At 56.3% G+C, this 20,739-nt stretch carries 15 protein-coding genes; all 15 read right to left on the bottom strand.

Translation table 11 applies throughout. From position 1 onward, the window contains the following. Position 1: 1 nt before the first annotated feature. Positions 2-445, bottom strand: a complete 444-nt coding sequence (locus K1718_RS21000; RefSeq protein WP_152502808.1) for an SRPBCC family protein — start codon at positions 443-445, stop codon at positions 2-4. A gap of 18 nt (positions 446-463) precedes the next feature. Beyond that, on the bottom strand, positions 464-922 hold the full coding sequence (locus tag K1718_RS21005; RefSeq protein ID WP_265680955.1) for a nuclear transport factor 2 family protein: 459 nt from the start codon (positions 920-922) through the stop codon (positions 464-466). A gap of 36 nt (positions 923-958) precedes the next feature. Further along, entirely contained in the window at positions 959-1,396 is a 438-nt protein-coding gene (locus K1718_RS21010; protein WP_152502810.1) for an SRPBCC family protein, read from the bottom strand. Further along, positions 1,397-4,885, bottom strand: a complete 3,489-nt coding sequence (locus tag K1718_RS21015; protein WP_265680954.1) for a flotillin family protein — start codon at positions 4,883-4,885, stop codon at positions 1,397-1,399. Between the two features lie 21 nt (positions 4,886-4,906). After that, positions 4,907-5,734 (bottom strand): phosphoenolpyruvate hydrolase family protein, encoded by an 828-nt coding sequence (locus tag K1718_RS21020; RefSeq protein ID WP_371419544.1) that lies wholly within the window; start codon positions 5,732-5,734, stop codon positions 4,907-4,909. A gap of 2 nt (positions 5,735-5,736) precedes the next feature. Continuing rightward, positions 5,737-7,908, bottom strand: a complete 2,172-nt coding sequence (locus K1718_RS21025; RefSeq protein ID WP_418068045.1) for an ABC transporter permease — start codon at positions 7,906-7,908, stop codon at positions 5,737-5,739. Further along, positions 7,895-8,710, bottom strand: coding sequence for an ABC transporter ATP-binding protein (locus K1718_RS21030; RefSeq protein WP_371419545.1), 816 nt, complete (start codon positions 8,708-8,710; stop codon positions 7,895-7,897). Before K1718_RS21030 ends, K1718_RS21025 begins: the two co-directional genes overlap by 14 nt. Next, positions 8,707-9,774, bottom strand: coding sequence for a branched-chain amino acid ABC transporter permease (locus K1718_RS21035; RefSeq protein WP_152502814.1), 1,068 nt, complete (start codon positions 9,772-9,774; stop codon positions 8,707-8,709). Before K1718_RS21035 ends, K1718_RS21030 begins: the two co-directional genes overlap by 4 nt. A gap of 3 nt (positions 9,775-9,777) precedes the next feature. Beyond that, positions 9,778-10,791 carry a branched-chain amino acid ABC transporter permease gene (locus K1718_RS21040; protein WP_265680952.1) on the bottom strand — a complete coding sequence of 338 codons (1,014 nt, stop codon included), beginning with the start codon at positions 10,789-10,791 and terminating at the stop codon, positions 9,778-9,780. 206 nt (positions 10,792-10,997) lie between these two features. Continuing rightward, a complete protein-coding gene (locus tag K1718_RS21045; RefSeq protein WP_265680951.1) occupies positions 10,998-11,831 on the bottom strand; it encodes a helix-turn-helix domain-containing protein in 834 nt (277 codons plus the stop codon). Positions 11,832-11,981: 150 nt separating this feature from the next. Beyond that, complete coding sequence (locus tag K1718_RS21050; protein WP_265680950.1) at positions 11,982-13,412, bottom strand: aldehyde dehydrogenase family protein; 1,431 nt, start codon at positions 13,410-13,412, stop codon at positions 11,982-11,984. Continuing rightward, on the bottom strand, positions 13,412-14,563 hold the full coding sequence (locus K1718_RS21055) for an iron-containing alcohol dehydrogenase (RefSeq protein ID WP_265680949.1): 1,152 nt from the start codon (positions 14,561-14,563) through the stop codon (positions 13,412-13,414). The genes K1718_RS21050 and K1718_RS21055 overlap by 1 nt, the downstream gene beginning before the upstream one ends. An 84-nt stretch (positions 14,564-14,647) precedes the next feature. Next, entirely contained in the window at positions 14,648-15,901 is a 1,254-nt protein-coding gene (locus K1718_RS21060) for an ABC transporter substrate-binding protein (protein WP_152502819.1), read from the bottom strand. Positions 15,902-16,136: 235 nt separating this feature from the next. After that, positions 16,137-17,066: a response regulator transcription factor gene (locus K1718_RS21065; RefSeq protein WP_265680948.1), complete on the bottom strand. Its 930-nt coding sequence runs from the start codon at positions 17,064-17,066 to the stop codon at positions 16,137-16,139. Beyond that, positions 17,053-20,454 (bottom strand): hybrid sensor histidine kinase/response regulator, encoded by a 3,402-nt coding sequence (locus K1718_RS21070; protein ID WP_265680947.1) that lies wholly within the window; start codon positions 20,452-20,454, stop codon positions 17,053-17,055. The genes K1718_RS21065 and K1718_RS21070 overlap by 14 nt, the downstream gene beginning before the upstream one ends. Between the last annotated feature and the right edge of the window lie 285 nt (positions 20,455-20,739).

Raw genomic sequence — 20,739 nt, forward strand, 5'->3', positions numbered from 1 at the left:
GTTACGCCTCCAGTCCCATAAAGTCCGATACGGCTTTGAAGCCGGCCACATAGATTTCATCGCCGACGAGAGCTGCCAGCTCCTTGTCGCGACCCGCCGGGGTATCGAACCGGCTTTGCCACTCCCAAAGCGTGGTGTCGTCGTCCGTGACCGGTGACAGACGGACATGGGCGACATAGTTGAAAAGCGGGATGGGCGTATCCAGAAGGCAGTAAGAGAAGGTCTGTTCCAGATCAGAGAGCGTCAGAAGCTGCTCCCTGAGTTCTGAACCGTCCTTCAACTTGAAACGACGGACAGCCCCAACCCTGTCGGAGCTCCCGCCGCGCTCGATCTGGCTGGACGCCACTGCCGGATGCCAGCGGTCGTGGCCGTTGAAGTCGCGCAGGATGTCCCACACGGCTTCGATCGGTGCCTTCACTATTGTGCTGCGAACAACATTGACCACGAGGCTAACTTTCTGTTTTCACTTGAATTTCATGTCGGCTGGATCAAAAGTCGTGACCTGCACGTACATCAGCCCATCGCGCGTGACATATGCATCCGCCCCCTTGTAGGGCTCAGCCAGATAGTCTGCCTCGACGCGCCAGGAGACATTCACTGTGTCGCCAACGGTTTTGACCTTTTCCGCGATGAAGGTCGCGCCCTTAAAGCCACCTTCTTCTCGAGATTTGCAAAACCCGGCAAAAACGTCTCCGATGTTGCGCCGTCCTTCAATCCAGACACCATTTGGAAGAATGAACAGAACCTCTTCGGGATATTGCGCCATCAACCGGTTCCAGTCGCAGGCGTTCAGCGCATCGATATGTTCAAAGGTCACACGTTCCGCGTTGGGCTGAATTTCGAGTGGCGGCAGGTCTTGTGCCAATGCGCTGGACGTTCCGAAGATCAATCCAAGTGCGCAAAACGTTTTCTGGAAACTCATCGTCTTTCCTCCCAATTCGACGATCAAATCGGCAACTCAGGCTCCAAAATGTCTCTTCAAGGCTTCGAAACCGCCTTGAAAGACGTTGGTGCCGATACCGGTGACCAACTCGTCTTCCACGTCCGGTTCGCAGGAAAACTCCGCCGACCATTCAATGAATGTCCGGTCCCCCTCCGTGACCGGCGTCAGGCGCAAGGTCGCGATGTAGTCGCTCAACGGCATGGGGCCTTCGAGCATCGAATAGCTGTAGAAAAGGTCGTAGTCGGAGAGACCGAGCAGCTGTTCGCGAATGTTGTCGCCGTTCTGAAGATTGAAGTTCCTGATGCAACCGATCTTGTCGGCCGGCAGCGCTTCTTCAATGCGGCTTTCGCGTATCCGCGGATGCCATTTCGGCAATCCGTTGAAGTCCCGGATACGTTCCCAGACCTTGGCCGCCGGGGCATCAATCACGGATGAGGTGTAAACCCGTGCCATTTATTTGCCCTCCTTGGAGGTGCCCTGGCCCTTGGGTTTGTCATCAGCCTTCAGCCGCTTCATTTCATTGGCGGCTCGGGTCATGTCGTTGGCGGTTCTCATCACATCCGATTTGGCGAGATTGGACCCATCGATCCCGATGTCGCTGAGCAGACTGTCCACCATCGGCGCTTGCACCCGATACCGGAGTGCCGAGTTGATGACCTCGTCTGTGGGACTTCCACCTCCGCCACCACCACCGCCGGCGACGGTTCCTGCTCCATTTCCATCCGCCCATCCAAGGCCGGATGTTCCGCTCCCGCCCAGCTGCATGATCTTGATGTCATTGATTTTCTCAAGCGGCTTCACGGATGCTGAGACAATTCCTTCCACATGCTCCAACATCTTGCGCTTGAAGAGCGAGTGTCGCGCTGCATCGGTGAGAACGTTTTCGGCCTCGTTGATGAGTTTTTGGGCCTCGGCCTCCACAGCCTTGCGAACCCGTTCTGCATCGGCAGCAATACGCTTTTCTTCTGCTTCCTTTTCCGCAAGAACCACATCGACCGACTTGCGACGTGTCGCGACTTCGGTTTCCTGCGCAGTCTTGACCTTTTCTGCAGCTTCGGTTGCCCGAGCCTTGGCGGCCTCGGCCTCTACAGCGGCTGCGCTTTCATCAAGCGATTTCTTGTAGAGCTCGATGGCCTTGTCCATCTGGGCACTTTCGACGGCCTTCTCACGCGCGATCTCGAGGCGTCTGCGCTCTGTCTGATGACCGATCCTGGCATCATCGAGACCACGCTCGGATGCGATCTGAGCCCGCTCGATTTCTTCCTGGCTGGAGATTTCGGCTTCGCGCAATGCCTGAACGCGCGAGATCTCAAGCTGCTCGAGCACTTTCTTGCGTTCCAGCTTCTTCGCGTCGAGTTCCTGCTCGGCAAGAATACGCTCGGCGTCGACGGATTTCTCCTTGGCCACCCTTGCGGCCTCGATCGCCTGATCTGCGGCAACCTGGGCTTCGTCGATTGCCTGGTTGCGGGCGATCTCCAGAGCCCGGATCTTCTCGTCGCGGGCGATCTTCTCCGCCGTCGTTTCCTGTTCCTTGGCAATCCGAAGCTGTTCGACGGATCTGCGTGAGGCAACTTCCGCAGTCTCGATTGCCTCGGTGCGTTCGATCTCCCGTTTTCTGACTTCGGCATCTTTGGAGATTTCCGCCGTGCGCACCTTGTTTTCCTGCGCAATGCGAGCCGCTTCGACCAGTTCCTGCGCAGAAATATTGGCAACATCGACGGCACGGTTGCGCGCGATTTCGCGTTCTCTCAGATCCTGTTCGTAGGCAATGCGTTCCGCGGCAACCTTTTTCTCCTTGGCAATACGTGCTGCCTCGGTCGCTTCGGCCTTCGCAATCTCTGCCGCTTCGACGGCCTTCGCTCTGGCGACATCCCGTTCTCTGGTGGCTTCCTCGCTTTCGATACGCTGCAAGGCGATCTTGGCTTCCTGAGCGATGCGTGTGGCGTCTACAGCTTCACGTGCTGCAATCTCCGCCTCTTCAACGGCCTTGTTGCGGGCGATTTCAAGTGCACGTGTTTCCTGCTCGAACCCGATCCGTTCAGCGGCGATGACTTTTTCCTGTGCTATGCGCTTGGCTTCTGTCGCCTCCTTGGCGGCAATATTGGCGGCATCCAGCGCTGCCTGACGTTCCACGTCGCGGCCGTCCGTTGCCTCTTGCGCCGCGATCCGCTCAAAGGAGAGCTGCTTGTCCTGTGCAATCCGTGCCTTCTCGACGGCTTCACGGGCCGTGATCTCAGCCTCGTCTATCGCCTTGTTGGAGGCGATTTCGAGATTTCTGATCCGCTCTTCCTGGGCAATCCGCGTCTTGTTGGTTTCTTCGCGAGCAGCAATCTGCGCAATTTCGATTTCACGCTGCTGTTCGATCTGGAGTGCTCGTGTGGCCTGTTCAGATGCGATACGCTCCGCTGAAAGAGACTTCTCCCGTGCGATACGAGCGGCCTCGGTTGCCTTTTGACTTGCGATCTCGGCTTCTTCGAGGGCCTTTTGCCGCTCGATTTCAAGGCGACGTGTTTCGCGATCCGCCTCAATCCTAGAAGCGTTGACAGTCTGCTCTTGAGCAACGCGCAGTTTTTCCGCGGCTTCGCGCGACGCGATTTCCGCCTGCTCAATTGCCAGATTTCGTTCGATTTCCTTTTCACGCGTGACACGCTCAAAGGCGATGCGCGCTTCCGTTACCGCTTCTTCCTGAGCAATCTTTGCCTTTTCCACGAGCTCACGCGCGGCAATATCGGTTTCCTCAATTGTTTTGCGGCGCTCGATTTCCAACGCTTCGGTTTCACGGTCCTTGGCGATCCGGGCTTCGGTCAGGGTGCGTTCCTGGGCAATACGCGCCTTTTCAACGGCTTCCTTTGCCGCAATGTCGGCTGCTTCCGTTGTCTGCTGCGTACGAATCCGCTCTTCGGTCAGGTTCTTTTCCTGGCCGATCCTTGCTTTTTCGACGGCCTCGCGGGTTACTATTTCGGCTTCGTCGATCACACGCTGACGCTCGATCTCCTTCTGCCTGACTTCGCGTTCCGATGCGATGCGCGCCTCGGAAATGAGCCTTTCGTTTTCGATCCGTGCCGTTTCGATGGCCTCGCGGCTCAACAGTGAAGCCTGCTCGGCTTCTTTTTCACGCTCGGACCGCTCGCGCACCAGATCGGTGTGCTGCTGCGCACGCTTGAACTCAATCTCCCGCTCCTGTTCCAGACGCGCTTTCTCGCTTTCGCGTTCGATGTCGAGAACTTGCTTTTCCGCTTCCAGGTTTCGGGTGCGAATTCGGATCATCGAATCCTGCTCGATGTCGTTGCGCAGTTTTCTTCTGTCCTCGATATCCCTGATGACTGTCGTCAGGCCTTCAGCGTCGAACCTGTTCGATGGGTTGAAGTACTCGATGCCGGTCTGGTCGATGTCTGTGATAGCAACGCTTTCCAGCTCCAGGCCGTTCTTGTCGAGGCCGACCTGGGCCGCCTCAAGAACTCTGTCGACATAGACGTGCCGGTTCTCATGCAGTTCCTCCATGGTCATCTCGGACGCAACGGTGCGCAATGCGGATATGAATTTGCCCGAAAGCAGCGAGTGGATGCGTTCAGGCTCCAGCGTCCGGCGACCCAATGTGGACGCAGCCAGGCTGACGGCCGTCTTGGTCTGACCGACACGCACATAGAACTCCGCATCGACATCGACCCTCAGACGGTCTTTGGTGATCAGGGCGTCTTCCTTTTCACGGGTCAGCGCCATCTGAAGCGAATTCATGTTGACCGGTGTGATGTCGTGAATGATCGGCCAGACGAATGCGCCCCCGTCGATCACGACCTTTTCTCCCCTGAAACCGGTCCGAACGAAGGCAACTTCCTTGGTCGAACGCCGATAGAGCCAATGCATCACCCAGTAGAGGATGAAGACCACAATGACCGCGAGAATGAGCCACAGCACCAGTTGTCCGATGAGCTGACCAGCCATTTTCGATCCTCCCTCCACAGCTCAAGAGCCGCGGATTTCCTTGAATTTTTTGGTTTGTTCGACAAGAGCGATTTCGGTCGGCAGGCGTTCCATAGAAGACGCACCGTAAAACCCGTGACAGTTGCGCGTATTCTTCAGAACGAATTCCGCGTCGTCCGGCATGGCGACCGGGCCGCCATGGACAAGAACAATGGCATCCGGATTGACCTCAAGAGCTGCTTCGGACCATTCATCGACGATCTGCGGACAGTCCGTCAGTTTCAGGGATGTTTCAGCACCGATGCTGCCGCCAGTCGTCAGCCCAAGGTGACAGACGATGATATCGGCTCCCGCAGCAGCCATTGCGGCCGCGTCCTTGGTTGAAAAGACATAAGGCGTCGTCAGAAGGTCCTTTTCATGAGCCATCCGGATCATGTCCACTTCAAGCTGATAGGACATGCCGGTTTCTTCCAGATTTGCCCGGAAGTTTCCGTCGATAAGGCCAACCGTCGGGAAGTTCTGAACGCCAGAGAAACCTGCCATTTTCACTTCGTCCAGAAACCGGTCCATGAGCCTGAAAGGATCCGAAGCGCAGACGCCTGCAAGGACCGGTGTGTTACGCACAACCGGCAGGACCTCACCCGCCATTTCCATCACCACTGAATTGGCGTCGCCATAAGGCATAAGCCCGGCAAGACTGCCCCGCCCCGCCATCCTGTACCGGCCGGAATTGTAGATAACGATCAGGTCAATGCCGCCCGCTTCCTCGCCCTTGGCTGACAATCCGGTGCCCGCGCCACCGCCGATGATTGGCTCGCCCCTGGCGATCATGCCGCGGTACCTGGAAACAAGTTCCCTGCGATCAAACATGCTCAGTCTCCTGCTGCTCGGCTGCGCCGGCTGGAATGAAAGCCCCGGAACGCCGTGACGATCAGATCGGCGAATTCGGGGTCGTTGATGTTGTGAGGTACCCTGATCAACCTGCGCTCGCTCGTCTGGCGCACAGTGTCTTCAAGGGATTTGAACAGTGCTTCGTCAGCGGCTGGGTCATGGAAGGCCATGCCTGGTGCATCAAGCAGGGACACACCGCCTTCAGGCAGGAAAAACCGCACAGGCGCTGTCATCTCGTTGAGGCGCTGGCCAATCCAGCGTCCCATCTCGACGTTTTCCTCAACCGTTGTTCGCATCAAGGTGATTTGCGGATTGTGCTCATAGAAAATGCGTCCGCGATATCTTTCCGGCACTGTGTCTGGCGCATTGAAATTCACCATGTCCAGTGCGCCGCACGAGCCGATGTATGGCAGCCCGGCGCGGATCGAAGCGCCGAAACGGTCTTCGTTGGCGGCAAAGACACCGCCAGCGACCATGTCACAGATTTCCGTTGTCGTAAGATCGACAATGGCAGCCAGCATGCCGCTGTCCATGAGTTTTTCCATGGAGCGGCCGCCCACGCCTGTGGCATGAAAGACCAGGCAGTCGAAGTCATTTTCCAAGGCCGCGGTGACCTGTTGCACGCAAGGTGTCGTAACGCCGAACATGGTCAGGCCGACAGCAGGCTTGGCATCCAGAACAGGTTTGCGTTTCGAGCGTGCCCTGACAGCTCCTGCGAGCGCACCGGCACCATTGCCAAGCACTTCGCGCGTGATTGAGTTCAGCCCCTGAACATCGGCAACCGAATGCAGCATCATGATGTCCGACGGGCCGACATATTGCTCGACATTTCCGCTTGCGACCGTTGAAATCATGATCTTGGGAACGCCAACCGGCAGCGTGCGCATGGCCGGGGTGACCAAAGCCGTTCCTCCGGATCCGCCGGCGGAGATGATCCCCGCAACGCCTGACTGGGCTTCCATCCAGCGCTCAAATGCAAGTGTCATCGCAGCGACTGCAGAACCACGATCTCCGGTGAAAACACCGCTCGCCCCGCGCGGGTGAAATGCTGCGACCGCATGGGGAGGTACTTCCGCGCCCGAAGGCTTGCCGCTCGTTGAAAGATCGATCAACTGAACGGACAGGCTTTCTGCTTTCAAGACATCGCGCATGTAGCGAAGCTCTTCACCCTTGGTATCCAGCGTTCCTGCCACATAGACAGTTGCCCCAGCCCTCGCTCTTTGCGCAGACAGGGGCGTCACAGATGCAGAGGGAACCGCGGCGGCGGTGCTTGTTCGCGCCGAACTTTCAATCACCCTGACCGGAACCGGATTCGACCAGCGTGTGGGGATCTTCGGGTTGGAAACATAAATCCTGGCTACCGAAGGAACGCTGGGGGTTCCTGTCGCTGAATCCGAGACCCTTGCAGGCGCCGGGGTCTCGTCGTGAGCGTGACGGCCAACACCAAGAAGCGCCTGCTGAAGGTCCCGATCTGCGGCCAGTTGAGCTGACGGCATGATCCGGTTGATCTTGCCGTTGACCATAATGGCCACCTGATCGGCAACTGCACAGGCGACTCCGATGTTCTGTTCAATCACCAGAACGTCGATGTCGCCTTCCTGCCCGAGCCGCACAAGCATCTCGGCAACCTGATTGACGATAACAGGCGCCAGACCTTCGGTCGGCTCGTCCATCACGAGGAGTTTGGGGTTGAGAAGCAGTGCCCGCCCGATTGCCAGCATTTGCTGCTCACCGCCGGAAAGCTGCGCGCCTCCGTTTGATCGACGTTCGGCCAACCTCGGAAAGACGGAGTAAACGCGTTCTGGGGTCCAGTCGCCTCCTCTGCGAGCCACCAGTTTCAGGTGTTCGTCAACAGTCAGCGAACGCCACAAACGGCGACCTTGCGGAACATATCCAACACCCAGGCGGGCAATTTCCGCCGGGCCCAATCCCGCAAGATTTCGGCCTGCCAGGCTGATTGTGCCAGCAGCTACCGGCACAAGCCCCATGATCGCCTTGCAGGTTGTGGTCTTGCCCATGCCGTTTCGTCCAACGACGGACAACACACCGTGGTCAAGTGTCAGGTCGACACCCTGTAGGGCATGTGAGTGACCGTAGTAGACATTCAGGTCTCTGATTTCGAGCGCGGGTGCGGAGCGGTCAGCCATGTCCAAGCCCCTCCTCGCCGCCGAGATAGAGAGCCTGCACCTCTTCGTCGTCTTCAATTTCAGCCGGTTTGCCTTCCTTGAAGATCCGTCCGTTGTGCATCATCGTGACGGACTCCGCGACGCGCAGGGCGACATCCATGTCGTGCTCGATGATGATGAACCCCATGTGGCTGGGAAGACCGGTGAGTATCTCGATCAGTTCGCGCCGTTCAGTGGGTGACAATCCCGCGGCAGGTTCATCAAACAGAATGAAACGCGGTGCGCCGGACAGCGCCATGGCAATTTCCAGCTGCCGCTGCTGACCATAGGAAAGGTCTGCCACCTTGGTGTCGCGCAACTCATCCAGGTGCACCACCTGAACAAGGTTTTCCGCGCTGGCCATCAACGCGTCATCCCGTCCAGGCCGGACGAAAGAAAACCGACCGCGCGAGACACCGCAGCACGCCAGATAGACGTTGTCCAGAACGCTCAAGCCGGTGAACAGCAGGGATATCTGATAGGTTCTGCGCAAACCACGCCGAATGCGTTCCTGAGCCGGAAACGCTGCGACTTCCTCGCCGAAAAACCGGATAGATCCCGTGGTCGGGGCGAAGTCGCCCGTGATGCAATTGAACAGCGTTGTCTTGCCGGCACCGTTGGACCCAAGCACCGCACGCCTCTCACCGGGCTTGACCGTCATGTCGATATCTGAGAGCGCTGCCAGCGCGCCAAACATCTTGCTGACGTTGCGAAGTTCCAGCGCATTGGCTGTCCCGGTTGCGCTCAAGCGATCGGAAACTGAGGAACTGGCACGATCAAGCAGGGTCAACGCATGTCCTCCCCTCGATCAAGGAGCGGGTCGCGCTTGCGGTAGTCCTGCCAACGATCCCAGAGCCCGAGAAGACCGTCCGGCGAAAAGAAGACAATTGCCAGGAAACCGAGACCGATGAGCAGCTGAAAACGTTCTCCGCTCAAACCAACTGACAGCAGGACATCAATGGCAAATGTCTTCAGAAGGACATAGATGAACGCTCCGATAAAGGGGCCGATCGGCCGGCTCATACCGCCTATGACAGCAATCACGAGAATATCGATTGCCGGTCCGATGCCCGCGGTACCCGGCGAAATCTGCGCGGACTGCCAGGTGAGTAGAATGCCTCCCGTCCCAGCGATCAGTGCAGCAAATGCGTAGGCTGCAATCCGGTGTGCGTTGACGCTGTACCCCAACGCCGCCATCCGTCGGGGATTGTCGCGCACCCCTTGGAGTGCGAGCCCGAATGGAGCCCGGGAGATATAAAGCACCGAAAAATAGGCAACGGCTGCCCAGAACAAGGTCAAGTAGTAGAACGGTTTGCTTTGTCGCCAGTCGACACCGAAGAGATCGGGCGGCAAAACGCCGTTGAAGCCGGAAAACCCGTTGAACACGACGTAATTCTGGCGCGTGAAATAGAAGAACGCCGCAGCCACTGCGAGCGTAATCATGATGGTATAGATGCCCTCGGTCCGCACTGCGAGAGAGCCAACAATCGTGCCGAAAAGCATGGCCACGATCAGCGCCAACGGGATCGCGACATACCAGGGCCAACCCATACTGATATCGGTGATCGCACTGTCACCGAAAATAGCCACCATGTATCCGGCAAGGCCGGCAATGGACATCTGAACCAGACTAACCATGCCGCCATAACCACCCAGGAACATCAGGCTGAGCGAAATCATGCCAAGGATGAAGGTCCAGCCGAAGACCTGATAAAGTGCGAAGTCGCTTGCAAAAGCAGGCATGATCAAGAGGACGATGCCGACAACCCAATAGCTTGCCGGAATCCGCTCAAACCAGACCCTGTCCTGTGCATTATGTGTTCTGGATGTGGAATTGGTTTCCGCCAGCGCCATCGATCAAGACCTCCCCATGAGGCCCTGCGGGCGGAAAGCAAGCACCAGCACCATGATCAGAAATGTCAGAACAACCGCATAAGTCGGGAAATAGACAGAGCCGAACTGCTCGGCCAGACCGATCAGCAATGCGCCGAGCGCGGCACCGGTGATCGACCCCATACCGCCGACAATCACGACCACAAGCGAGGCCAGCAGAAAGCGAATGTCTTCGCCCGGTGCCACGGATTGAAACGTGCCGCCGACAACACCTGCGATGCCCGCAAGACCAGCGCCAAAGGCGAAGACACCGACAAAGACAAGTTGAATGCGTGCACCTGTTGCCGACAGCATGTCCCGGTCATCGACGCCGGCACGGATCATCATTCCGATCTGCGTCCGGTTCAAGATCAGCCACATGGCAATTCCAATGACGACGGAGGCCAGGAAGATGACCACACGCACAACGGGGTACTTGAGGTAAATGAGATCGCCGGAAGAGCGTTTCACACCTGTCACCAGAAGCGTTTCCATCGGACCGCTCAACCAGCTTGGTGGCGTGATGTTGTAAAAATCTCCACCCACGCCCCAAAGCATGAGATCTGCCATGACGATCGAAATTCCGATGGTGACGAGTGTCTGCCTGAGATCTTGTCCTTCCATGCGGCGGAAGATGAAAATCTGCATGAGGACACCGACGGCCGCCACGAGCACAAACGCGACAGGAAAGGCCAGCACCCAGTACCCTGTGGAAGACGCAACGAAGTAGCCGATATATCCGCCGAGCAGGTAAAGGGATCCATGCGCGAGATTGACGTTGCGCATGAGGCCGAAAATGAGCGTGAACCCGCTGGCGACCAGAAAATACAGTCCACCGAGCGTGATGCCGTTGAACAAGGCGTTGAGAAACACTTTCTTGCGGCCGATCACATCGACCAGCCCCTTCGGCCAGATCGCAAAAATCAGCCAGATCAGGACTGCGACCGCCAGCAGGATGACAATCGTCCATCCAGGATGCCGTGATGCGAAGGCCCTCATGTGCGGACCTCGCACAAGAGATAGGTCCCGGTGCTGTATTCGAATTGCCGCATAATGCGACACCCTCCCAAAGCGCTGTTGACGACAAAGTCTTCCGCTCTTGAAGAAAGGCTACGGCTTAGTTTCGGAATTCGGCGTACCCGATAGTCTTCTCGGATGGCCCAACATCGGCATTATTGATGCCGATGCAGATTGGCGCTCAGGCGCTATTCGACATGAGCAACCCTGCGATAGTCGCTTGGCGGAATGCCGACATTGGAAGAGAAGAACCGCGTGAAGCTTGCCTGCGAGGAAAAGCCGAGATCGTAACTGATTTCTGTGACCGACTTGTCGGTCGTCATCAGATCCGAAATCGCCTGCTCCGCCCTTAGCGTGTTCAAATAGAGATTGGGTGTGATGCCCATTTGCTTCTTGAAAAGCTTGAAGAAATGCGGACGCGACAGTCCGACTTCACGGGCAAGCCACTCCACCTCAACTTCTTCAGTGTAGTTTTCCTGCATGAGACGCAGAGAACGACGGACGCGATAATCGGTAAAACGCCGCTTGCTGTCTTCCAGCACCGAACTGCGATCGGCATTGCGCCAGGATTGCTCGAAACACTGAAGCGTTGTGCGGTAGAGATATCCATCAAACAGATGATCATTGCCGCCATCCAGCAGCAGCGACGTCAGCCGCTTCACCCAATTCATGACATCCGGCGTCATGGAGACATGAGATCTTCCGAAGTTCAGCGCGAACTCCGCAGACTGGCTGTTTTCCAGAAACCAGATTGGTTTGATGTAGAGCACGAGGCACAGACATGCTTCTGCAGTCGATGCATTTTTCAAATGGAAGCTGTGCTGTTCCCAGGGACTGACGGCCACGCCTGTGTGTTTGTCGGCCGGCACCCACTTTCCCGATACGCTGACCTTTGCTTCGGCACCGCTCAAATAGAAGATCAAATGACCTTCTCGATGTGCGTGCGTCACGATCGGCTTGTCCAGCTTATAAAGCGCTGCCCGACCGAACTCACCGTGGTGAACGGAGATCGCCTCGCTCATCATCATTCCTCCCGATGACTTGCACGTTTATCGATGTAAACGTTTTCTTTTAAGTATCCTCCGTAAAAATCGATATTGGCAATACGAAATGACTCACAAAGAGACTTAGAGTTATGGAAAAAGACTACAAATAATGCTGCAATGCAGCGATCAGGCTCGGATGTAACTTGTTTTTACTGTACTGAAAAATTCAGCTGCATAACGTCCCTGTTCCCTCGGGCCATAGCTCGATGACTTCCTTCCGCCAAAGGGAACATGGTAGTCCACACCTGCTGTCGGCAGATTGACCATCACGACCCCGGCACGGGATTCTTTCCTGAATTGGGATGCATATCTGAGGCTCGTTGTCATTATGCCCGAGCAAAGTCCGAACTCTGTATCGTTGGCTGTAGCCAACGCTTCTTCAAAATCGCGAACGCGGATAACGGAAGCAACCGGCCCGAACACCTCTTCACGATTGATGCGCATGTCATTGGTGGTATCGGTAAAAAGCGCGGGCCGCAGAAAATAGCCCTCGTTCGAACCTTTGACGAGATCGCCTCCAGCACGCAGGTTGCCTCCTTGAGCGCGCGCGATCTCGATGTATTTGAGGTCCGTTTCCAGTTGCGCAGCGCTGGCCACCGGCCCGATATCGGTTTCAGCGTCCAATGCATCGCCAACTTTTAGTGCCCGGCATCTTTCGGTCAGCTTTTCGATGAACCTTCCATAGATGCCCTCCGTCACGATGAGCCGGGAAGAGGCCGTGCATCTTTGACCCGTTGAATAGAAGGCTCCATCGACAGCACAGTCGACCGCCAGATCCAGATCGGCATCGTCAAGCACGACAAGGGGGTTTTTCCCCCCCATTTCCAACTGCAGCTTGCGCATATGCCTGATGCAAGCCTGCGCGACGTGAGAGCCCACGCCCTGAGAACCGGTAAAGGTGACGGCTTCAACATTTTCAGCTTCGAGGATCGTATTTCCAACAACTGATCCCTGCCCGGTGACCAGGTTGAAAACACCCTTTGGAACTCCAGCACTTTGAAGGATGTCAGCCAGCACCCATGCACATCCTGGGACAAGTTCAGCTGGCTTGAAAACCACGGTGTTGCCATAACAAAGAGCCGGGGCAATCTTCCAGGATGGTATCGCCATCGGGAAATTCCAGGGCGTGATGATCCCGATAACACCAAGTGGCTCACGCGTGACTTCAACCGACACACCGGGGCGGACGGACGGAAGAAGTTCGCCGGCTTGCCGAAGGCATTCGCCGGCGAAAAAACGAAAGATATTGGCAGCCCGTTCGGTTTCCGCAATCCCTTCGCGCAGTGTCTTGCCTTCCTCACGCGACAGAAGCGTCCCGATTTCAGTTTTCCGTCCGATCACTTGGTCTGCCACACGGTTCAGGATGTCGAACCTGAATTGCGGGGTGGTGGACGCCCAGGCCGGAACGGCGCGGGCTGCCGCCTCTATCGCGGCCTGCGTCTCGGCCCTGCCCGCATGGGCATAAAGATCGATCACGTCATTCGTATTTGACGGATTGCGGTTTTCCTCCGCATGCGCTGTCGTGACCCAAGCGCCGTCAATCAAGAGAGGCTTCATCAATTCACCTGAATTTCATTCGATAGAGCCGACTTCATGATCGAAAACAGGCTCGGGCTGCTGAGCGCTCTCGGGCTTTGAACCGCTGCCAGGTCCGATGCGGCAAGATCGGCCGCAATCCTGATTTCTTCCTCGTTGATGCCCATCTCGGCAAGGCTTTCCGGCAGTGGCAGCGTATAAAGAAAATCAGCAACGCAGCGTGCAGGCGACCTATCTTCTCCCGATTTGAGAACCTGCCTCAGCGTGATGTATTTTTCCTGTGCGGCATCTGCGTTGAACTGCAGAACCGCCGGCAGAAGCAACCTGCTGAGAGCACCGGGATCCAGTCGTCTGCCGGCCACCGTTTCCAGGGCGCATCCAATCGCATGGATCGTCCCGAGGCCTTTTTGAAGTGCCAACGCGCCATTCAGACTGGCAGCCATCAATTCTCTGCGGGCCTGAACAGTGTCCTCGTCCAGAACCTTATGAAGGTTGCTGACAACACGGCCGAGGCCGTCGAGAGCTATGCCGTCAGCGGGCGGGTTGAACCCGGGAGAGAGATAAGCCTCAATGCACCGGCCCATGGCATCAGCCCCGGCACTGGCACTCTCAATCCGACCTGCACCCAAGGTCAGCGTCGGATCGCAGATCGTCATGGTCGGCACCAGTTTCTTGCACATCAGGCGGGTTCGTTCGCCGCTTGTCAGTATAACCGGTGCATGTGCGCTCACGGCTGCACCAAACCCTTGAATGCTCGGCACCGCATAAAGATCAGGCAGGTTTGTGCCGATCCGCCTCGATCCGCCGCTGGCATAGGAAAAGGTTTCCAGAGGCTCGGCATGGGCGATTGAAATTCTTGCAATCTTGGCCAGGTCAATCGCCGTATTGCGGCCAAATGCGATCAACAGGTCGCGCTCAGTCTGGCGGAACACCGTCGCAATTTCCTTGGCCGCTGTTTCGTTCGGAATGTCGGGAATATCGCTAAAAACTTCAAGGGAAGTGCGCACTGGCAAACCGGCCAGCAAGCGCTCAAAAAGCTCGCTGTTCAGATGCGGTTCGTCCGTGATGATCAGGGGACGCTTTTTGCGATTGACTTCAATTTCGGACCAAAGCGCTTCTTCCAAAACGCCGTCGGCGAAATGAACTCGCGTGACGTATGTGATGAGCGTCATGGCCTGATCTCGAGGATACGCTGCACTGGAGCGCGAAAAGATAAATCGGCACCGGGCAGAAACTTCTGCCCGGTGCAGTCGCCGTCAGTAAGAAGTCTTACACTCAGGCACGTCGCGGCTCGGGAGGCCGATCTTTGCAAAGACCTCGGGATCGATGCCGAGTGTCTGAGGGACATTGTCCTTGATTTTCACCAGTTTCGTGACCAGTGATCCATCATCGAGTTCGGTTACTTCCGACACGAAATTGGCACCGATGGCCTGACGGTTTCCATCAAGCTTGATCTTGCCGTTCGGAGCATCCAGTTCAAGATTGCTCAGGCAGGCACGGAACGCGGCATGCCCATCGGACAGATCACCACCAACCTCATCAAGGCAAGTCATGGCCGCTGTCGTGGCGTTGTAATAGCCGGTTGCCAGCAGAGACGGGCTCGGGAAGCGTTTGTCGGGCGGGAACGCATCCTGATAGGCTTTCACATAAGCCTGCCAGCCTTCATCGTCCCAGGTGTCTGCCTGAGGTCCTGAAGACGGCGTTCCGATCAGAGCCTTTTTGGCGTCACCCTTGGAGTTCAGCACTGTGCCGTCCACCATGATGGATCCGCCGATCAGATTGGCGTCGCCGCCAGCCTGCTGATACTGGTTCAGGAAGTTGACGGCATCGCCCCCACCCAGACCGAGATAGATTGCATCCACATCATCGGGAAGCGAGGCAATGATCGATCCGAAGTCCTTGGTTCCAAGCGGCACCCAGAAGCGATCGGTGATTTCGCCACCGGCCTGACAGTATTCAAGTGCAAATCCGAAGACCTGTGTGTAGATGAAGGAATAGTCTTCACCGATCGTGGCGACCGTTTCCCATCCCTTGTCATTGAACACATAGTCGCCGAGGCCGGCCGACCATTGCGCGCCGTCTGTGTTGAAACGGAAGAAGTTGTCGGACGGGGTGACATAAGTCGTTTCCTGTGCTCCGGAAATCCCGTTCAGGAAAGTCACCTGTGGTTGCGTCTTCGAGTAGTCGCGGATCGCGATCCCCTCAGATCCAGAAAGCGGACCTATGACAATGTCCACCTTGTCCTGCTCGACCAGTTTGCGAGCTCCGCGTACGGCACTGTCCGGTGACGCATCGGTCGACTGGATGATGAGTTCTAGATCTCGACCACCTGCCTGCTCGCCTCGGACGGCCAGCGCCGTTCTGAGGCCGCGCACACCATCTTCTCCGAGAACCGTATAGGTTCCTTCCAAGGTGGCCAGAACGCCGACTTTCAAGGGGTCTGCCGCATAGGCGGCACCTGTCGTTAGAAATGCAGCCGCTGATACCGCGGCCAGGAGTTGCTTCTTCATCCGTTCCTCCCAACGAATTCCAGCCGCTTCTGGACGCAGGCGGAGAAATTTCCTTAGATTTTCACCGCTCAGGATGCGTCTACGGCAACCCGGTCAGCATGCGTCAAGGAAGAATTGGGACCTATCTCGGAGAGTAAGCGTCATATAACGCTCAGTCTGTTTTTGCGGTGTTTTTCACCTGAAACAGGCCTGATCGCCATTTTGTCTAGCTTAGGCATCAGCTTGATGGCTTTCTTCAACGCTCCAGAATTTTCTTGAGTGAGACGACGGCGGCGGAGGTTCGGTTTTCGACGCCCAGTTTTCCGAAGATCCGATCCAGGTGCTTGTTCACTGTCCTGGGGCTCATTTCCAAAATGGCCGCGATTTCCTTGTTCGATTTTCCGTGTGCGATCCACATGAGCACTTCTGCTTCGCGCTCGGTCAGATCAAAGGATTTGCGCAGGAGGTCGGTCGGGTTGCCGTCAACCATTTCGGCGACCCTCAACAGATGCTCGCCCGAACTTATTTGCCCTGCATAGCTGAAGCGCAGCGAAAGGCCTGCCATGTCGGCAACGACATTGCTGTCATTGTTCGCTGCTTTGCCGACGTTGAGGAGATAGCTGCGCAACCACTCTACCGCTTCTGCGGGCAGCTGGCCGACATAATCCGGCTCATTGTGGCTGCCGCCGTCGATCAAGACCATGGCCTGCGGTGTCGCCCAGCAGATTGCGCCGGAAAGATCTACGGAGATCAGGAACCTGCCCGATGCATCCAGAGCCACATGGGCGCTGTGAGAACTGCGAGCATTGGAGATGTGGACCCGGAGCCTGGCAATCAACTCTTCCGGGTCGACCGGTTTGGTAACGTAGTCGACCCCTCCCGATTCCAGCCCCCTGACAATGTGTTCCGTCTGGCTCAACCCCGTCATGAACACGACCGGAACATCGCGGAGCGCCTCCAGTCGTTTGATCCGTTTGCTTGTTTCGAACCCGTCAAGTTCCGGCATGATCGCATCCATGAGGATTGCGGTTGGCGTCACCCGCGAGGCAATGTCGAGCGCCTTGCGCCCGTCCTGAGCGACCAGCACGGTATAGCCGGCCTCTTCCAATGCATCTGTCAGCATTCCCAGCGATGCCGGCGCGTCGTCGACCACCAGCACCGTTTCGCTTGGACTAGGAGCACTCATGATCATGTCCGAGCCTTTCAAGTACCTTGTCATATTGTGTCAGATCGAATTCGCGGATGAGACGACGCATATGCACCACAAACTCCACGGCGTGGGGTTCGTGTGCTTCAATGTCATCAAGCTTGGCGCGAATGCCGCGCACATATCCAAGACCACTCAATTGTTTCAGCATTTCCAGGCTTTCCACCGAGGGCAATCTGCCCCGCTCGAAAACCGGCTCTGAGACCGATTTTGGGAAACCCGGCTGTATGCGGGGCTCTGCCGGAACGGTCCGCCAAACGATCTTAAGTCCCTGTTGCAGCTTTTCCTGAAGATCTTGCAGCCGCACCGGCTTGACCAGGTAGTCATCATGGAAGATCCGGTGCAGCGGCTCGCGCCCGCTTTCGTCCGCATTGGCGGAGATCATGATGATCACCGCGTCGCTATGCCCCCTCTCCCGCAACGTTCTGGCAAGGGTCCAGCCGTTCATGCCCGGCATGCTGATATCCAGGAGAAATGCGTTCGGTTTTTCAACCTCCGCAATTTCCAGACATGCCTGGCCGCCTGGAGCGGACAATACCTTGAAGCCGAGCGGGCTCAGAAAATCCTCGATGAGAGCTCTTTGTGCGGCATCGTCATCGACCACCATGACCGTCTGGACCGGACCTTCGTAGCCATTGATCCGCATTTCGGCCCTTGCCACCTTGGCCGGTGCGTCGGCTGCGCTCAACAACATGCGAACCTTGAATGTGCTGCCGTTGCCAACTTCGCTTTCAACCTGAATGTCACCACCCATGATTTCGCTCAAGAGCTTGGTGATCGTCAGGCCGAGGCCGGTTCCTGGTACGCCTGCCTGCCCTTCTTCTTCCACCCGCTCAAAGGGATTGAAGATCCGACCAAGGTTTTCCTCCGCAATACCGATGCCGGTATCAACGATCGAAAACTCTGCAACCTGGCTGTGATAGTTGACGATCAGGCTCACGCTGCCCCGATCGGTCCATTTGATTGCGTTGGAAAGCAGGTTGATCAGCACTTGCCGCAGTCGTTTTTCGTCGCCGAAGACGAAGAGAGGAAGATTGTCTGCAGGCTTGAAGGAAAACGTCAGCGCCTTGGCATCGGTCTGCAATCGGAACATATCGACAATCTGGTTGAGGAAATCGTGCAGGTTGAACCGCTCGCGATAAATTGTCAGATGACCGGCTTCGATTTTGGAGATGTCGAGGAGCCCCTCGATCAGTCCTGCGAGGTGATCGGCTGAATGCTGGATCACTTTGACCGCGTCGCGGCGATGTGCCGGGATCGTCGGATCCTTGCGCATCAGCTGAGCATAACCGGCAATCGCGTTGAGCGGTGACCTCAGCTCGTGACTGATCCCGACCACATACCTGCTCTTTGCCTGATTGGCCGATTCAGCTGCTTCCTTTGCCTTTTCCAGCTTGGCATCCGTGCGCTTGTGCGCCCTGATTTCCTTCATCAGGAGACTTGTCTGACGCCGGGTCTCCTCATTGGCGAATTTCCGGCTTTCGTGAACAAGCACAAAGAGCCAGGCCATGACACCCGAGATTACGAGGAGAATAAAGAAGACCTGTGTCAGCGCTCTTGCAACGCCATCCTGGTCGACGGACTTCGCTTCGACAAAGACAAGCGAGAGAATGCCGCCCAGTGACGCCACGACAATCAGCATCACACCAAGGTATTTGCCAACCCTTGACCCGAGCCTGCTGGCAGCGTTTGCCGGCAACAAAGCATGCAGAAACATTGAAATCTGATCACCCAGCCGAGCATTTTCCTTGCAATCGTCCTCACAACGCGCGTCCAGAGAACAACAAAGAGAACAGATTGGCCCTGCATAGACCGGACAATTGGTCATGTCCTCATGTTCAAACGTGTGCTCGCAAATACAGCACTGGATCCGATGTTGTTTTACGCCTGTTTCGGAGACCACATCTTCAGGTTCCCGGGCAATGTAAAACCGGCCCTTTGTCAGATAGGCAATGAGAGGAGCGAGGAGAATTGCGGTGAAAAGCGCAATGTAGCTTGCCAGGGCGTGCGCTGTCTGACCGAAAAAGCCCGCATATGCGATAAATGCGGCCACGCTTGCAACGGTCATCGACCCGAGCCCGACTGGATTGATATCGTAGAGATGTGCCCGTTTGAATTCGATATGCGGAGGACTCAGACCCAACGGCTTGTTGATCACCAGATCGGCGAAGATCGCTCCAATCCATGCGACCGCGACGATTGAATAAAGGCCGAGTGTGCGCTCCAGCGCCTTGTAGACACCCAGCTCCATGAGCGTTAACGCGATTACCACGTTGAATACCAGCCAAACGACCCGTCCAGGGTGGCTGTGTGTCAGGCGGGAAAAGAAGTTGGACCAGGCAATTGAGCCCGCGTAGGAGTTGGTGACGTTGATCTTGATCTGACACACGATGACGAAGACGCCGGTCAGGGCGATGGCCACTTCCGGCGTTGTGACTTTGCTGAAAGCCACAAGATACATATGCGTCGGTTCGACAGCCTTGTCTGGCGCCAATCCACTTTGCAGGGCAACGACGACCAGGAACGAGCCCATAAGCAACTTTATAGCGCCAACGACGATCCATCCCGGCCCTGCAGCCAACAACGCAAGCCACCAGCTGCCGCGTCGTCCCCGCCTTTGACGTGGCAGAAATCGAAGGAAGTCAACCTGCTCCCCAATCTGTGCAATCAAGGAAAATAGAACCGCACTGGCCGCGCCGAAGAGCAGAAGTTCAAACTGCCCCTCTTCATTCCCGAAGCGCCCTGAAAAACTCTGCCAGTCTTCAATCGGCGCAACACCTTGCCAGGCGAGAAACACGAATGGCAGCAATTGAAGGGCGATCCACACGGGCTGCGTATAGACTTGCAGACGGCTTATCAAAGTAATGCCGTATATCACCATCGGGATGACAACGAGCGAACAGACGAGATAGCCGATGTTGAGCGGAATGCCGAGAAACAGCTCAAGCGCCGTTGCCATTATCGCCGCTTCCAGAGCGAAGAAGATGAAAGTGAAACTCGCATAGATGAGCGAGGTAACCGTGGATCCGATGTAACCGAAACCGGCCCCGCGCGTCAGCAAGTCGATGTCTACGCCGTATTTCACTGCGTAGTAGGAGATCGGCAAGCCTGTAATGAAAATCAGCAATGCCACCAAAAGGATGGCCGATACGGCATTTGTGAAGCCGTAATTGTAGGTGATGGCAGCTCCGATCGCCTCCAGTGCCAAGAACGAAATCGCGCCGAGCGCGGTATTGGCGACCCACACCGGGGACCACCTGCGTGCGCTTTTGGCGGTAAAGCGCAGGGCGTAGTCTTCCAGGGTCTGGTTAGCGACCCACTGGTTATAAGTTCGACGCAAGCGAACGACCCGCTGATGACCTGCCATATACCCCGCCTTGCGAAACTGCTTTGGTCAGTCACGCTTAGTATTTGTGCAATGCAATCAATTGACCTGCTGCTTTCGCACAATCTCACGGCAGAGCGCGCTGACGAAACAACAAATCTTCCCCTCACCTTTCTCAAAAGCAAAATACATGCCTAAAAATTTTGAAAATAACTTTTACCTTAAAAGTTGTATTCAAAACTATATTTACGATTCACTCTTGATATTCTCTCATCATCAATAGAGATGAAAAATCTCAACGTATTAACCCCCAAACAATTCGACCCA

Source organism: Roseibium porphyridii (assembly GCF_026191725.2).
Classification (GTDB): Bacteria; Pseudomonadota; Alphaproteobacteria; order Rhizobiales; family Stappiaceae; genus Roseibium; species Roseibium porphyridii.

Coding starts and splice junctions, on each gene's coding strand:
- K1718_RS21065 (WP_265680948.1), bottom strand. CDS start 17,066: ATGAGTGCTCCTAGTCCAAGCGAAACGGTGCTGGTGGTCGACGACGCG.
- K1718_RS21035 (WP_152502814.1), bottom strand. CDS start 9,774: ATGGCGCTGGCGGAAACCAATTCCACATCCAGAACACATAATGCACAG.
- K1718_RS21005 (WP_265680955.1), bottom strand. CDS start 922: ATGAGTTTCCAGAAAACGTTTTGCGCACTTGGATTGATCTTCGGAACG.
- K1718_RS21010 (WP_152502810.1), bottom strand. CDS start 1,396: ATGGCACGGGTTTACACCTCATCCGTGATTGATGCCCCGGCGGCCAAG.
- K1718_RS21015 (WP_265680954.1), bottom strand. CDS start 4,885: ATGGCTGGTCAGCTCATCGGACAACTGGTGCTGTGGCTCATTCTCGCG.
- K1718_RS21070 (WP_265680947.1), bottom strand. CDS start 20,454: ATGGCAGGTCATCAGCGGGTCGTTCGCTTGCGTCGAACTTATAACCAG.
- K1718_RS21040 (WP_265680952.1), bottom strand. CDS start 10,791: ATGAGGGCCTTCGCATCACGGCATCCTGGATGGACGATTGTCATCCTG.
- K1718_RS21050 (WP_265680950.1), bottom strand. CDS start 13,412: ATGAAGCCTCTCTTGATTGACGGCGCTTGGGTCACGACAGCGCATGCG.
- K1718_RS21045 (WP_265680951.1), bottom strand. CDS start 11,831: ATGAGCGAGGCGATCTCCGTTCACCACGGTGAGTTCGGTCGGGCAGCG.
- K1718_RS21020 (WP_371419544.1), bottom strand. CDS start 5,734: ATGTTTGATCGCAGGGAACTTGTTTCCAGGTACCGCGGCATGATCGCC.
- K1718_RS21055 (WP_265680949.1), bottom strand. CDS start 14,563: ATGACGCTCATCACATACGTCACGCGAGTTCATTTCGCCGACGGCGTT.
- K1718_RS21060 (WP_152502819.1), bottom strand. CDS start 15,901: ATGAAGAAGCAACTCCTGGCCGCGGTATCAGCGGCTGCATTTCTAACG.